Source organism: Paenibacillus sp. NRS-1760, from assembly GCF_050467785.1.
GTDB lineage: Bacteria > Bacillota > Bacilli > Paenibacillales > Paenibacillaceae > Pristimantibacillus.
In genome coordinates this window covers 434,909-449,238 of record NZ_JBITPK010000008.1, presented here as the reverse complement: position 1 = coordinate 449,238, position 14,330 = coordinate 434,909, and the positions used below count along the sequence as shown (strand labels likewise).

The window sequence follows — 14,330 nt, the reverse complement described above, 5'->3', positions numbered from 1 at the left end:
GTGCAGCTGTCGTTTCTTATGAAAACAATGATTTAATCCAATTGATAAAAGATTCGATCATTTCCCAAATAAAAAATTTTGCTTCCGGCGCTTCGCCTTGGGAAGGAGTATCTGCCGGAGCTGCTGCTAAGGAAGCTGTCTTAGCCGCTGCAGTTTCCGATTTCACTACTGACGCTTGCTCTGTCTCTGCTCCAGCTGATGCTGCTGATGCTTCACCGCTTACAGCGTCGATAAAACATAACGGAGGGAACAATACGCACCACCAATTTTGTCCGCCGCCTTCGCCAAGTGTAATACGAAGGGCTTCATAGTCGCCAGCGGGGTAAACTTGATTGCCGTACATTTTTGTCGGGAACGGTACCATTCCAAGCTCTGCGGACGAGCCATATTCAAAGCCGCGGCTCTTTAGCACTTCCGCTGTAATGCGTTCAATTTCAGGCATATTGGCGAGAATCGTCTGACGTGCTTCCTCAATCGTCTGAGGTCCCGTCACCCAGCTATTCATCGCTTTAACGATTTCATCCCGGACAAGACGTTTCACGACTTGATCAGCAGGATTATCGGAATTGGCTAAAATACGAAGGCGAATGGCTTCCTGCGGAATTTCTCCGCCTGCAACCGCAGCATCCATTTGCTGAGCTTCCCAGCTCATAATTAAAATGATAAGTGCAAAAATAATAAAACCATATGATTTGCGATAAACAAATTTATTAGCCTTACCCGAATTAGAATGAGCGGATTTAGAAATATTGGAATAGGAATGAATAGAATAATGGCTGGACATATAACACAAGCTCCTCTCGTCGCACCCGTCAGTGCGTCTGCTTGCGTTCCGGAACGTATCTATCCGTCATTATGTCCGTTATGCTTAATATATAAACCTATCAATCTATCTATTTTTTATCTTATCGCAGACGCTCTTCTAGCAAGTTATAATATTTTCAATAAATGAGAAGGATGGATGAAAAATGGATTTTCAAAAAACTTATGCAGCGTATCGGCCGTTGCTCCATTCCATTGCTTATCGGATGCTTGGCACATTCAGCGAGGCCGAGGATTTGGTCCAGGATGTGTTTGCAGACTACAGCCTTTTGGACCCTAGTGAAATTAAAAATGAGAAGTCCTATCTCGTTCGGATGCTCACTAACCGCTCGATCAATCTCAGCCAATCCGCGCGCAAAAGAAAAGAAGTATATGTTGGACAATGGCTGCCCGAACCAGACGTCAGCACCATAAAACAAGACCCTGCTGAAATTTATGCGGAGCATGAAGAGATTTCCTACGCGCTGCTTGTCATGCTTGAGCAGCTCACAGCCGTTGAGCGGGCTGTGTTTATTTTAAGAGAATCACTTCAATACGATTATGAGGATATTGCTTCCTGCTTACATAAAACGACAGCAAACTGTCGTAAAATATACAGCCGAGCCAAAGAGAAGCTTCAGGAAGATAGATCGATGCTACCCATAAACACGGATAAAGCCGAGACCCTCGCTGTTGCCTTCATGGAAGCAGCATCCTCTGGGAATTTCGAGAAATTGATTTCTCTTTTGTCCGAAGAAGCGATTCTTGTTTCCGATGGAGGAGGCAAGGTACGTGCAGCTATTTTCGCTATTATTAGCAGAGAAAGAGTCATCGCCTTTTTGAAGGGTGTTATTCCAAAGACCTTCTTGGGAGATGGCCATCAATTCGCTGACGTGAACGGACAAGCTGGTGTCATCGTTAACCAAGCCGGTATGCCAAGAAGTGTGATCAGCTTTCGGCTCGATGAGGAAGGGCAGAAGGTTGAGCGGATTTATGTCATGTTGAACCCTGATAAGCTGAAGCATGTTCGGATCGAATGACCATTTGAAAATTTACGAACCGCCAATTGCGAACACTGCATGACTAAAGTATGACTAAACAAAGACGACTAAATAAAAAAATTTTTAACCTTCTGTCACAACCGATAACTGTGTTTTGTCTTAGAGGATGAAAGCAAATAAATAGAACATAGAGGAGAATGAGGAACATGACAGAAAGAGTCCAAATAGCAAAAGAAATACCTGCTGCATATCAGGCAATGAGCGGATTGGAGAAATACCTAGGCACTACGAGCATCGACAAGCAGCTGCTAGAATTGATTAAAATTCGCGCATCGCAAATAAATGGCTGTGCATTCTGCATTAATATGCACACGAAAGACGCTAGAAGCTTGGGTGAGACTGAGCAGCGTATTTATGCATTGAGCGCTTGGCGGGATACGCCTTACTTTACGAAGGAGGAGCGAGCGGTACTCGCTTTGACGGAGGCTGTCACAGTCATTACGAAAGAGCATGTGCCCGATGCGGTATATGAAGAAGTTGCCCGGTATTTCGAGAGCAAACAAGTCGGCGAGATTATTATGGCTATTATTACGATCAACGGGTGGAACCGTCTTGCGATAAGCACCGGTATGATGCCGGAATAAGTGTGAGCGGATAAAATCGGTGAAAAAGCGCTAAGTGATGGGTTGTAGTGAAAATAAGCCTAGTATATAGGCTTATTTTTGCGTGTCACATAAAAAAATGCGCTAAATGATGTGTTCGAGCGAAAATAAGTCTAAAAAGTAGGCTTATTTTCGTCAAAGGAGCTGTTTTCTCGAAAATAGAGCTAGAATGTAGGCTAATTTTTACATGTCACATACAAAAACGCGCTAAATGATGTGTTCGAGCTAAGTCTAAAAAGTAGGCTTATTTTCGTCAAAGGAACTTTTTTCGCGAAAATAGAGCTAGAATGTAGGCTAATGTTTGCTCATGAGCTACAAAAAAGCACTAAATGATGCGTTCCAGTGAAAATAAGACTAAAATATAGGCTTATTTCCGTCAATGGAACCCTTTTCTCGAAAATAGAGCTAGAATGTAGGCTTATTTTTACATGTCACATACAAAAACGCGGTAAATGATGAGTTCGAGCGAAAATAAGTCTAGAATATAGGCTTATTTCCGTCAATGGAACCCTTTTCTCGAAAATAGAACTAGAATGTAGGCTTATGTTTGCTCATCACCCGCAATAAAGCGCTAAGTGACATGCTCCGGCGAAAATAAATCTAGGAAATAGATTTATTTTGCTGAGCCCAGTCAGGCTGCTGCTTGAAAATGGCTGCTTTAAATGAAATAGAGGCTTTCCCGAAGTAGATAAATCTACTTTTGGGGAAGCCTCTTTTGCTGCAAGCGAAGTTAACTCCTTGTTGCAATGACATGGCGCTCGATTCCAGCGTAGTCACTGATGATTCGAATGTCGTCCCATTGCGACATTTCGCGCATCATGTCGGCAACGATGCGAGGCTGGCCCATGCCGAGCTCGAATGCGACGATGCGAGGCATTTGCGCGAGCAGCGGAAGCTGCTCCAGCATGCGCCGGTACGGGATCAACCCGTCCGGCCCGCCTTCCAGCGCGAGATGCGGCTCATAGTCGCGAACTTCGCGCTGCAGCTCTAACATATCCGCCGCCGGTATATACGGCGGATTGGATACTAGCACGTCGATGCGAAGCTCGCCGTGCTGCAGTTCACCCTGCTCATGCCCATGTACAAATGGCATGAGCAGGTCGCCCTGCACGAATGTCAACCGATCCGCCGCTTCATGGCGGATCGCGTTCGTGCGGGCGACTGCCAGCGCGTCCGGCGATAGATCGGACGCGCATACGCGCCATGCGTGACGCTGCGAAGCTAGCGTCACGGCGATGGCGCCGCTGCCTGTGCCGACGTCGACAATGGTCGGCGGCTGCATATCCCCTGCAATCAGCGCAGGGGGCCAAATAATATCAGCTGCCTCAAGCACAGCCTCGACGAGCAGCTCTGTTTCCGGACGCGGAATGAGCACGGCAGGCGAGACTGTAAATGGCTGCCCATAAAACCATTGCTCACCAATAATATATTGAACAGGCTCCCCAGCAGCCTTACGACGTATGAGGTCTTCCCATTCTGCTAACCGCTCTGCAGGAAATAACTCACTGCCATCACGCAGCAATGCCGCTCGATCCATATTCAGCAAATGCATGAGCAGAAGCTCTGCATTGTTGCGCGGTTCTTCCACCGCTTCCGATTGCAAAATCGCTGTCGCTTGCATGCAAGCTTGCCGCAATGTTAATGGCGCAACAAACCATCGCTCCTCCGAATGCTTGCTCATCCCTGTATCGCCCTTCCCACTTTAAAATAACTTTCTTCTCCTTCATGCAGCAACTATAGCCTCTTTTGCCATTACCGCCTCACAGCTAGCAGTACATTCGACAATAATTCACTGCCACGTCCAAACTATTTATGCACTCCACACGACCATTTGCCTTACCTTCGCTTCCCCAAACCGAACAAAACGCCAGACCGCTGATTGCTTATTGTAAGCAACCAGCGACCCAGCGCAAATTTGTTAAGCCATTTCACGTTCCATAAGATCAGCTTGCTCTGCAATCGTCAGGGAGGAAATAACCTCTGTCAAATCGCCGTTCATCACTGAATCCAGCTTATGAAGCGTTAATCCGATACGGTGATCCGTTACACGGCTTTGCGGGAAATTGTATGTGCGAATACGTTCGCTGCGATCTCCCGTTCCAACCTTGCTCTTACGCTCGCCCGCATACTTTGCTTCTTCCTCTTGACGGCGAACATCAGAGATACGTGCACGAAGCACGGCAAGTGCCTTCGCTTTGTTCTCATTCTGTGATTTGCCATCTTGGCAAGTCGCCATAATGCCGGTTGGAACGTGCAATACACGTACCGCGGATTTCGTCGTATTAACGGATTGACCGCCCGCTCCACTGGAGCAGAACGTGTCCACGCGAATATCCTTGTCGAAAATTTCAATCTCCACATCTTCAACCTCAGGCATAACAGCTACCGTAGATGTTGATGTATGAATACGGCCGCCTGATTCCGTTACTGGAATCCGTTGTACGCGATGAGCGCCGCTTTCGAATTTCATCTTGCTGTACGCGCCCTTGCCCGTAATCATAAAAATTACCTCTTTAAATCCGCCAACGTCGTTCTCGCTGAAATCCATTAGCTCTACACGCCAGCCTTGTGCATCAGCAAACTTTGTATACATACGATATAACTCATATGCGAACAATGCTGCTTCGTCTCCGCCAGCCGCACCGCGAATTTCGACAATAACGTTCTTGTCATCATTAGGGTCCTTCGGCAATAGAACGATACGAATTTGCTCATCAAGCTCAGCTTGGCGTTTGCTCAATTCGTCGATTTCCATTTTAACCATTTCACGCATTTCGTCATCGAGTTTCTCAGCTTGCATCAGCTTAGCGTCGTCCAGCTGCTCGGTAACTTGTTTATATTCCGTAAAGGCATCATATGCCTCTTGTAAATCCGACTGCTCCTTGGAAAGCTCTCTAAGCCGCTTGGGATCACTGGATACATCTGGATCACACAATAGCTCACTCAGCTTTTCATACCGGTCTGCGAGTGCTTGTAAACGGTCAAACACGATCATTCACCTCTGTTTATTCCATTAGGATAATGTTCATTATACCATATCATCGAGTTTCTATCGACTGCTGGTTTCGATTTACAGCCAGCTAATCATGCCCATTTTTACGAACCGCTTCAATCTTCATATACCAGGCAACCGCCATTGGTTACTGAGCATCCAGCATGAATCTTGATTGCAACAAAACCCTGTAAGCGCAAAGCTGCACTTACAGGGCTCTATTATTCCCCTAATATTTACACGTTAAAACGGAAATGGATAACATCGCCGTCACGAACGACATATTCTTTGCCCTCAAGACGAACTTGCCCCTTCTCACGAGCCGCTACCATCGAACCCGCAGCTGCAAGATCTGTAAAGGAAACAACCTCAGCACGAATGAATCCGCGTTCGAAATCGGTATGAATAACGCCAGCCGCCTGCGGCGCTTTTGTTCCACTGCGAATCGTCCATGCGCGAACCTCTTGTACACCTGCTGTGAAGTAAGTGTATAGACCAAGAAGCTTGTAAGCTGCACTGATCAAACGGTTCAAGCCCGACTCCGACATGCCAAGCTCCTCAAGGAACATTTCTTTGTCTTCGCCTTCAAGCTCAGCAATCTCAGCTTCAACCTTCGCGCTGATTGGCACAACTTCAGCACCTTCAGCAGCTGCGAATTCGCGTACTTTCTGTACGTACTCATTGCCGTCTGAATTTGAAACCTCGTCTTCGCTCACGTTAGCGGCATACAATACCGTCTTCATTGTCAGCAAATGCAAATCACGAACAAGCAGCTTCTCATCATCGCTCAGCTCAAGGCTGCGAGCAGGCTTGTCGTTGTACAACGCTTCCTTGATGCGTTCAAGCACTTCGATTTCTTGAGCAACTTTTTTGTCTCCGCCCTTAAGGTTTTTACGTGAGCGTTCAATCTTTTTATCAACCGAATCAATATCCGCCAAAATAAGCTCCAAATTAATCGTTTGAATATCGCTAATTGGATCTACCTTGCCAGATACATGCGTAATGTTATCATCTTGGAAGCAGCGAACCACATGAACAATGGCGTCTACCTCACGGATATGCGCCAAAAATTTATTGCCCAATCCTTCGCCTTTGCTTGCACCAGCAACCAAGCCGGCAATATCGACAAACTCAAACGCTGTAGGCACGATGCTCTTAGGAACAACGAGCTCAACCAGCTTGTCCAAACGCTCATCCGGTACTTCAACAACACCAACGTTAGGATCTATTGTACAAAAAGGATAATTGGCAGATTCTGCTCCTGCTTGCGTAATTGCGTTAAACAATGTTGATTTGCCGACGTTGGGCAAACCTACTATTCCTGCTTTCAATGCCATGCTATAAGACACCCCTATTTTCCCGAAAGTAAACAACTCCAGCTATTATACCCCAGCGTCACCTACTTTGAAAGTGCCATCCGTTAAGCCTAAACGGCATTTGATGGCTTCCTTGGCAAATGAAGACGGTTTTCTGATCGATAAAAGCATTGTAAGTTGTGAAAACCTATAAAACCCTGTATTTGAACAGCCGTTTGTTTTTAACCCGTTTTATACCCCTAAACGGTATTGTATTTGTGCCTCGCCGTAAGATAGTCATTTCTGAGAATGATAAGCCGCGCTGCGGAAATACTATGTTGGCGCTGGCTTAAGCTGTGCACACAAGCACCTAAAATTTGAGGAGGCAAGCTTATGGAAAATCAGACTCATAAGGGTAATTACAAAGGAACGACGAATATGAAAGCCAAAAATCAAGATATGGCATTCGTAAATGATACCATTGAGGATACAAAATCTGTAACAAATTTTACCTCGAAAAAGAAGAAAACGGATTAAAGGATAACTTCCGAGCCCTTATCTATAAAAAACCTGGGTTCTGCAAGCGTATCATCCACTTGTAGAATCCAGGTTTCTTGTATTAAGAATACATTACATCCGAAGCGGCGCTTCTTGCAGCTCTGCGCGCGATTGAAGGTAACGGAAAAACGCTACCGATGCTTCGCCTCGCGTCACTTGTTTCTTAGGCAAAAACTTGCCATCCGATAAGCTCATAATTTTGAGACCTACAACAATGGCTGCCTGCCCCTTATTCTCGATTTGATCCGAGTCTTTAAACGAGGCTTTAAAAATATGATCATAATTCGCAAGCGCATTATAACCAAGTGCTCGCACGATCAGCTCCGCCATCTCATCACGGGATACTTTACCGCTAGGGTTAAAGGAGCCATCCCCAACATCTATCAAATTTTGTTCCAATGCACTTTCAACATAAACGAAATAGCTGGAATCCGCAGCTACATCATTAAATGAGGCTTTACCACCAAGTTGATTACTGAAAGACATCGAGAGAGGTGATACTCCGCTGCTGCGCGCTAGCACCAGCATTTTAATCAGCTCTCCACGTGTAACTGCCTCATTGGGACGCACAAGACCATCTTTCACATCAAGCGCTTTGTATGCAACCATTAGTTCAAGCTGACGCTGTGCAAAGTGTCCATCAATATCCTTAGCCTTTGGCTTCTCGAGCTGTGTGACATCACCTGTTTCCCGATTTCGCCAGCCGCCTGTCACTGCATCGAGGAACACCGACTCATCCATAAGCTTAGGCACTAATTGGTAAACTAGTTCTGCTTCTGTCTTTCTATCCACTTCGTCGCCTCTTATTTCACCTGAAGCAATCATCAGCTTATATTTCTCAATTGGAATAGGCTGCCCGTTCCATGTGAAGCTTTGCACAAGCCGATACGTAAGCTGTGTTCGGTAATAATTCAGCCAGCTGTCAACTGCCTGCTCCTTCTTAATCAAGGCAGGAGCCTCAGCTGGATATTCAAAGTTCGACAAATTAGCATCGTAATTTACAACTTCCCCAGTGCTTGAATGTATCGACAAGTTAATGTTGTCATATTCAACCACTGCGCCATAGGTTTTGTGTACAAAATTGAAATAGTATTGACTAGGTTGCCCTGCGACAATTCCCTCATATTGCTTCGGATCAGGTTTGACCAGATATAGCTCATCCGTTAGCCATGGCAGACGTTTCTTAATTGCCTCTACCGCCGCTGTAGTCGCTTGCTCTAGCGTCACCTTTGTCCCGCCTGATTGACTTTGTTCGTTATACATATACGTATTGAAATGGCGAACCTCTCCAGTGCGACCGTTAACGGAAGCTGAAGCTGAGCCCACTTCCTTGCCATCCTTTTTCACTGTCCAATTCAGCTGCCAATAGGCTTCGGTTTCACCTGTGCTCTCATTGCTATTTTCACTGTAGTTGGAACCGTTCAGCTCCACCCCTGCCGGCAGCGCAAAAGCAGCTTTTACCGCATCTATCGCTTGCTTCTCGGTAACTGCCCCCGCCTTCGGCTTTTCGCCTAAAGGTTTCTCGGATATAGGTGTTTCCGATATCGTTCCCGCTCTAAAATAACTGTCTCTCGACTGATCCTTTAGCTGGCCAGTCACCGCATCGATCGATATAGGCTGAAGCTCATAACTAAGCAAAGGTTTCCTTTTCCCCTGCATATTGTAAGGCACGATATAAGCTAACAGTGGAGCTGCTGCTGCTCGCAGTTTTTCATTTGCCTCTGCTGCCGACAGCTTTGCATCTACTTTTGGGAAAATAATTGTATCATCCCACTGCAAGGAAAATCTTCGGACATGCCCTTCACTATCCACTTCAAGCTCTATGTAGTTATCTACATAGGGTATGCCATTCACCAACCGATCATAACGAATGGAATGCACAACCTCACCCGTTAGCGGTGGACGCAGTTGAACACCATAGTCAGGATTGTATTGAATTTGTCCTTTATAATCAGCTGCAATTTTATCTATGAATTGGAGCGCAATCTGCTGTGCGGCATCACGTTCAACCTTAAGCGGATACGTTGGTTTGGCAGATGGGTTATCGGTATAAGAGTTGAACTCAAGAAGCTGACCTTTATCCGCATGAATACGAACGTAGATGCTTCCCAAATGCTTGCCGTTCACCTTCTTCACGAAATCCAGTCCCCAAGCATTGCGTTTGCCGCTAGCCATCACTTCCATATTAAGACTAGCTCCTTGGAGGACATACTCCTTCGGAATGCTTACATACTGCCTCGCTAGCGCTTCCGCTTTCTCCTTCGTTATTGCTACATCAACTGGAGCTGCAAATCCTTCTTTCATGATGTCTCCTTCCGACGATGGCACGGCTTTTGCTGCTGCATTCGTCACTGCTGGCTTGTTTGAGCTTTCAGCAAATGCCGTTGCTGGCAACATACTCATAAGCATCGCTGTGGATAGCACTACCGCAAGCCTCTTTCGATGATTGATCCTCACTGCTTCACCCTCCAATGCTTTTCCAATTTATTCATAAATTAGACGCGCCATACATTGTGGAAGTTGCACAATAAGCGAAAAAAGACTGCTCAAGGCACTTGTCCTTTAGGCAGTCTTTTACAATATGCAGTTAAAACTGCTACGCCGTTTTTCTACGTTCAATATATGCCCATATTTTTTGCAAAATATAAATACCGAGCCAAGAGAACAATATAATAAACAGGGGCATAACGGTAAAGTTATAACGATATTCCGGTACGAACACAAGTCTAATCATCGTCATGACGAAGATGACCACCGCCAGCATGGCTGCAGGATGTCTCCATCTCCATATAAGCGCAAGCAGCGGAATAATCGTGCTGTATATAATCAGTACATGCAAGTATGCTACCTTCGGATAAGCATGGTACAAAGGAGCATGTCCCGAGCCGAAGAACATATGCGTATAAGTATATTTAAGCTTTCCTACCGTATACCATTTTACATATTTCCAGGTTTGCTGCGTGAAGCCTGCTTTGATGCGCGCCCATGCAACCTCATCCTGTGTCAATCCCGTTGGATCAACGATCTTGTCTGTATAATCTTTATTCGGATAAGTACCCGCTTTGAATGGATTGGACTGTGAAGCAGTCAATACAAACTCATTTAATGAAACGACATTCCTTATCCACCAAGGAAGCATCGTAGCTGATAGGCAGAGCCCCGTAATAACACCCATTAATAGAACTTTTTTGAAAATAGCCCATTTGGATATGACCTCGGTCTGCACACCCGATTTCTTCTTGTACCATTTCTGAAGCAGAAATACTCCGTACAAAGGAACAAAAATCGGTAGAAATTCCGCCCTAACAAGTACTGTCAGGCCTAACAAGATACCCGCTAGCGCAGCATCGCGCTTTCGTTCGGTACGAAAGGCATATAACTGCATAGACAGATAGGCCATTAAGAGAAATAATGCGAGCGTTTCTGTGAGAACTGCTCCATTTGCCCAAATAAAGGGATGATAAATTGCACTAATAAAAAACGCTACGATTGCCACCCATTTGTTTCTTGTTGCCTGCATCGCAATCATATAAATGATAATGAGTGTAGCCATGCTAATTAACACCTGTACCCAACGAATAAGCGGGAACGGCTCTACGCCGATTTGATCAGCCACTAAATACATACCCGTCATAAATAGTGGATAACCCGGTGTTACCCTTGCATTTGGAACCTCTTCCTTGTAGGCGTAAATGCCTTCATCAAGCAACCGGTGCACCATCTCATCGTAATACTTCGAATCATGTGAAATGTTATGTTTGACCGATGTAAGAAAATCAACCCTCAGCCACAAGGCAAGCATAAAAATAAGAACGATCGCTATCGTCCATGCTTTGTTTTTCCTAACCCATTCCACCACGTAAATTGATCCTCCCCAATGTTGAAAGCGGCTTATTTCCAAGCGAGTACGATTACACCCGCCAAAATAATAGCTGCGCCTATCCAGCGCTGCAGCGGTACCGATTCGTTAAATATAAATACAGCTGCAACCAGCGCTATTACATAAGCCAAGCTTTGCAGCGGATAGGCAAGGCTAAGCGGGAGCTTCTTAAGTACGTACAACCAAAGAACGGTAGCAATTCCGTACAAAACAAGTCCCGACCATATATGAGGCGACCACAATAACGATACCCATGTGTCGCCTTTCGCCGTATCCATTTTGTTCATTCCTGTTTTCCACAATAATTGGCCCGAAACAAGCAGCAAAATATTAAGAAACAATATGATATATGCCATTATGAATCCGACCTTTTGCGTTCATGTAGCTCGTGATGTAAAATTCCAAGCTCTTGTGTAAGACGAATAACTTTCTCCGACAATTTGGATACAATGACTGTAAGATGCAAAATAAGCATAATACAAAATAAAATTCCGACTAGAAAAAGCAGCGCCGGCGCATAAGCAATACCAATCGCGTGAGCCAACGTATCAATAATCTGGACGCGTACGGACAATATCAGCATTACTACACCAAACAACAGCCAGAGCATTGAATACTGCTCACGGAGCAATCTCCGGTTAATCAACATAATCAGCACGAACAAAAAAACCACACTTGTGATAATCCACAAGGCTTGCATGGTGTATCCTCCTTAAAGTTTGCAGAGCAAACTCTCATCGTAAACATTTTTCTAAGATTGAACCTCGACTGGCTTCGTTGCTTTCAAGCTGCGAATGAATAGCGACAATGTTACCTTAACCATATAATAAACCGAACGCATCGCATTTATTGATGACGTACCGCCTGTACGTGCTTCCATTACGACTGCTACCTCGCTTGTACGCAATCCGCTGCGATGAATGAGTACGATGGAATCCACTTCTGGATAGTCTGTCGCATAATCGCTTTGGAATACGGCAATCGCACGTTTATTTGCAGCACGGAACCCTGAGGTTACGTCCAGCACACGCTTGCGTGTCATTGCAGTAACAATAGTAGATAAAATTTTGATACCGACTCTGCGCGTTGCAGAAGACAAGAAGCCGGTTTGTTCAATAAAACGTGAACCAATCGCCAAATCTGCTTTCCCGTTTAGCACTGGGTCCAAAATCAAATGAAGCTGCTCCGCCTTATGCTGGCCATCTCCGTCCACTTGAACGGCAACATCATAGTCATAACGGTGAGCATAACGATATCCCGTCTGCATAGCTCCGCCGATGCCCAAATTGGTCGGAAGTGTAATGACAGAAGCACCATTCGCTTCAGCTACTTCACGCGTACGGTCTTTGGAGCCATCATTAATGACCAGAATATGAGCAGATGGGCAATGTGTCTTCACATCATGTATCACATGGCTTATGCTGTGCTCTTCATTATAAGCCGGAATAATGATCAAAATTTTTGAAGATGTCATACCTTGCCGCAGGGACTCTCCGGTAACCGTTTTGTCCTTTTTCGTACTGACTGCGTTCACTACATCACCACTCCATAAATCAAAGTTAGGGCACGCTGCTGCGTACAATTATTTTTAATTCTACTAACTAAATTAGTATAAAGCAACAGATAAGGTTGGTATAATCGCTTATTATTTCCTTAACATTTGCTTAATTAGGTCGATTTTTACATTCACACTTAGTACCTTTTATACCAATATTATCTTACTGAAAATAAGAGTTTCCAGAAAAAAAATATCGCCTGACACCAGTTGCTCACTGATACCAGACGATATTAAGACGGTTATTTATTACAAAATGTTGCTTACATTTGGCCGGAAATTTTTGCTTTCAATGCATCTTTGGATTGTACGCCAACCATTTTGTCAACGGGTTGACCGTCTTTGAACAAAATCAATGTTGGGATACTCATAACGCCGAATTGTGAAGCAAGTTCTGGCTGCTCGTCAACGTTAATTTTAGCAATTACTGCTTGGCCTTCCAGCTCAGCGGAAAGCTCCTCAACGATTGGTAGCTGCATTTTGCAAGGTCCACACCAAGGTGCCCAGAAATCTACAAGGGAAACGCCGTTTTGAATGGACTCGTTAAAGTTTTCTTTCGTCAATGCTACTGCCATTTCAATCATCCTCTCCAAACAATGTGTATGATAAAGGGAATACCCGTCTCACCGTTAAATGAAACATCATTTGCTAACCGCATGCGTGAATTTGCTTCAACACATCCTGAATCGTAATCGCGCTAAAATGACTTTCCAGCTGCTTCTCCGCTGTACAAAATATGCCGAACATCACTTGATTCATATTCGACCCAACAACACAATCCATCTCTGGGTTGCCCGAGCACCAGCTCGGAATTAGCGAGCCTTGTGCCATCACGCGATAGATATCGGCAAGTGTTACCACATTCGGATCAATCGTCAGCCTATAGCCGCCTCCTGAGCCTTCACGGGTATCTACATATCCACTGCGGCGCAAACCACCCATTACCTTGCGAACACGAGCAGAATGTGTGCCGACATTCTCGGCGATCATATCGCTGCTAGCCATTCTTTCCGGTAAATAAGCCAAGTAAACGAGACTGTGTACGGCAATCGTAAATTCGCTGTTCACTGTTTAAGGGCCTCCCTGCTTTATACTGTAATTTTATCCGTTACAGTTAAGTTTGTCAATAGGTCAGGTCGCCATCTCGCTTTCTTAGGATACGGCAGGAGCAATCACGTTATTCCCCAACAGATTTTGGATTAAAGGCAAATGTTTTTTTGAGTTTTCTGTCATGTTTGAAGGCTTATGCTGAATAAATATGAAAGGTGCATCCTTATTTGATTTGAACGTATAAGAAGACATTCAAATCCAATGGGCACATGGCTTCCTACACTAGTTTTACAATGTAAAACTTTAAGGAGGTGACGCATAATGGCGTTATTTTGGAATCGATGGGTAGTCATTCGTACGGAAGGGGGTTCTAGATCGGAGCTCATAGACCGATTGGAAGCTCATTTCAAAACTAATGGATTGAAAACCAAAATCACCATTGAGGGCAATTCCTTGAAACGGATTCATGTGCTTAAAAAGGATGCCGATCTCGCCAAGACGCTGCTGGACGCGTTTGACGAGGAGCATTAAGATGT

At 45.0% G+C, this 14,330-nt stretch carries 15 protein-coding genes; 4 read left to right on the top strand and 11 right to left on the bottom strand.

Going from position 1 to position 14,330, the window contains the following annotated elements; genetic code table 11:
- Positions 1–16: 16 nt before the first annotated feature.
- Positions 17–784, bottom strand: a complete 768-nt coding sequence (gene spoIIR, locus ACIFSR_RS09115) for a stage II sporulation protein R (RefSeq protein WP_339205419.1) — start codon at positions 782–784, stop codon at positions 17–19.
- A 184-nt stretch (positions 785–968) separates the two neighbouring features.
- Between spoIIR and ACIFSR_RS09110 the strand changes: the two genes are divergently transcribed.
- Together ACIFSR_RS09110 and ACIFSR_RS09105 are read left to right on the top strand one after the other, a co-directional pair.
- Entirely contained in the window at positions 969–1,841 is an 873-nt protein-coding gene (locus ACIFSR_RS09110; protein ID WP_430056843.1) for an RNA polymerase sigma-70 factor, read from the top strand.
- Positions 1,842–2,008: 167 nt separating this feature from the next.
- Positions 2,009–2,446: a carboxymuconolactone decarboxylase family protein gene (locus ACIFSR_RS09105; protein ID WP_339205421.1), complete on the top strand. Its 438-nt coding sequence runs from the start codon at positions 2,009–2,011 to the stop codon at positions 2,444–2,446.
- 748 nt (positions 2,447–3,194) lie between these two features.
- Here ACIFSR_RS09105 and prmC read toward each other — a convergent pair.
- From prmC to ychF, 3 genes are all read right to left on the bottom strand, one after another.
- Complete coding sequence (prmC, locus tag ACIFSR_RS09100; protein WP_430056840.1) at positions 3,195–4,145, bottom strand: peptide chain release factor N(5)-glutamine methyltransferase; 951 nt, start codon at positions 4,143–4,145, stop codon at positions 3,195–3,197.
- Positions 4,146–4,382: 237 nt separating this feature from the next.
- The gene (gene prfA, locus ACIFSR_RS09095) at positions 4,383–5,453 is read right to left on the bottom strand and encodes a peptide chain release factor 1 (RefSeq protein ID WP_076266276.1); all 1,071 of its coding nucleotides are present in this window, start codon (positions 5,451–5,453) and stop codon (positions 4,383–4,385) included.
- 239 nt (positions 5,454–5,692) lie between these two features.
- Positions 5,693–6,793 carry a redox-regulated ATPase YchF gene (ychF, locus tag ACIFSR_RS09090; RefSeq protein WP_076266277.1) on the bottom strand — a complete coding sequence of 367 codons (1,101 nt, stop codon included), beginning with the start codon at positions 6,791–6,793 and terminating at the stop codon, positions 5,693–5,695.
- 351 nt (positions 6,794–7,144) lie between these two features.
- Here ychF and ACIFSR_RS09085 point away from each other — a divergent pair, with 351 nt between their 5' ends.
- Positions 7,145–7,288 carry a hypothetical protein gene (locus ACIFSR_RS09085; protein WP_179089742.1) on the top strand — a complete coding sequence of 48 codons (144 nt, stop codon included), beginning with the start codon at positions 7,145–7,147 and terminating at the stop codon, positions 7,286–7,288.
- A 93-nt stretch (positions 7,289–7,381) separates the two neighbouring features.
- Here ACIFSR_RS09085 and ACIFSR_RS09080 read toward each other — a convergent pair whose 3' ends face one another.
- The 7 genes from ACIFSR_RS09080 to ACIFSR_RS09050 all read right to left on the bottom strand — a co-directional run bounded on the left by ACIFSR_RS09080 (position 7,382) and on the right by ACIFSR_RS09050 (position 13,812).
- The gene (locus tag ACIFSR_RS09080; protein ID WP_430056836.1) at positions 7,382–9,766 is read right to left on the bottom strand and encodes a YcdB/YcdC domain-containing protein; all 2,385 of its coding nucleotides are present in this window, start codon (positions 9,764–9,766) and stop codon (positions 7,382–7,384) included.
- A 139-nt stretch (positions 9,767–9,905) separates the two neighbouring features.
- Positions 9,906–11,168, bottom strand: coding sequence for a phospholipid carrier-dependent glycosyltransferase (locus ACIFSR_RS09075; protein ID WP_430056834.1), 1,263 nt, complete (start codon positions 11,166–11,168; stop codon positions 9,906–9,908).
- A 32-nt stretch (positions 11,169–11,200) separates the two neighbouring features.
- Positions 11,201–11,545 (bottom strand): EamA family transporter, encoded by a 345-nt coding sequence (locus ACIFSR_RS09070; protein ID WP_339205425.1) that lies wholly within the window; start codon positions 11,543–11,545, stop codon positions 11,201–11,203.
- The gene (locus tag ACIFSR_RS09065) at positions 11,545–11,889 is read right to left on the bottom strand and encodes a DUF2304 domain-containing protein (protein ID WP_054025487.1); all 345 of its coding nucleotides are present in this window, start codon (positions 11,887–11,889) and stop codon (positions 11,545–11,547) included. The genes ACIFSR_RS09070 and ACIFSR_RS09065 overlap by 1 nt, the downstream gene beginning before the upstream one ends.
- Before the next feature lie 51 nt (positions 11,890–11,940).
- On the bottom strand, positions 11,941–12,723 hold the full coding sequence (locus ACIFSR_RS09060; protein WP_430056831.1) for a glycosyltransferase family 2 protein: 783 nt from the start codon (positions 12,721–12,723) through the stop codon (positions 11,941–11,943).
- Between the two features lie 284 nt (positions 12,724–13,007).
- Positions 13,008–13,319, bottom strand: a complete 312-nt coding sequence (trxA, locus tag ACIFSR_RS09055; RefSeq protein WP_054025488.1) for a thioredoxin — start codon at positions 13,317–13,319, stop codon at positions 13,008–13,010.
- A 73-nt stretch (positions 13,320–13,392) separates the two neighbouring features.
- Positions 13,393–13,812 carry an RrF2 family transcriptional regulator gene (locus ACIFSR_RS09050; RefSeq protein ID WP_076266281.1) on the bottom strand — a complete coding sequence of 140 codons (420 nt, stop codon included), beginning with the start codon at positions 13,810–13,812 and terminating at the stop codon, positions 13,393–13,395.
- 303 nt (positions 13,813–14,115) lie between these two features.
- Here ACIFSR_RS09050 and ACIFSR_RS09045 point away from each other — a divergent pair, with 303 nt between their 5' ends.
- On the top strand, positions 14,116–14,325 hold the full coding sequence (locus ACIFSR_RS09045) for a hypothetical protein (RefSeq protein ID WP_076266282.1): 210 nt from the start codon (positions 14,116–14,118) through the stop codon (positions 14,323–14,325).
- Positions 14,326–14,330 lie beyond the last annotated feature (5 nt).

What these genes read in the sequence shown, in the direction of transcription:
- spoIIR (WP_339205419.1), bottom strand. Translation starts at nt 784, where the DNA reads ATGTCCAGCCATTATTCTATTCATTCCTATTCCAATATTTCTAAATCC.
- ACIFSR_RS09110 (WP_430056843.1), top strand. Translation starts at nt 969, where the DNA reads ATGGATTTTCAAAAAACTTATGCAGCGTATCGGCCGTTGCTCCATTCC.
- ACIFSR_RS09105 (WP_339205421.1), top strand. Translation starts at nt 2,009, where the DNA reads ATGACAGAAAGAGTCCAAATAGCAAAAGAAATACCTGCTGCATATCAG.
- prmC (WP_430056840.1), bottom strand. Translation starts at nt 4,145, where the DNA reads ATGAGCAAGCATTCGGAGGAGCGATGGTTTGTTGCGCCATTAACATTG.
- ychF (WP_076266277.1), bottom strand. Translation starts at nt 6,793, where the DNA reads ATGGCATTGAAAGCAGGAATAGTAGGTTTGCCCAACGTCGGCAAATCA.
- ACIFSR_RS09085 (WP_179089742.1), top strand. Translation starts at nt 7,145, where the DNA reads ATGGAAAATCAGACTCATAAGGGTAATTACAAAGGAACGACGAATATG.
- ACIFSR_RS09070 (WP_339205425.1), bottom strand. Translation starts at nt 11,545, where the DNA reads ATGGCATATATCATATTGTTTCTTAATATTTTGCTGCTTGTTTCGGGC.
- ACIFSR_RS09065 (WP_054025487.1), bottom strand. Translation starts at nt 11,889, where the DNA reads ATGCAAGCCTTGTGGATTATCACAAGTGTGGTTTTTTTGTTCGTGCTG.
- trxA (WP_054025488.1), bottom strand. Translation starts at nt 13,319, where the DNA reads ATGGCAGTAGCATTGACGAAAGAAAACTTTAACGAGTCCATTCAAAAC.
- ACIFSR_RS09045 (WP_076266282.1), top strand. Translation starts at nt 14,116, where the DNA reads ATGGCGTTATTTTGGAATCGATGGGTAGTCATTCGTACGGAAGGGGGT.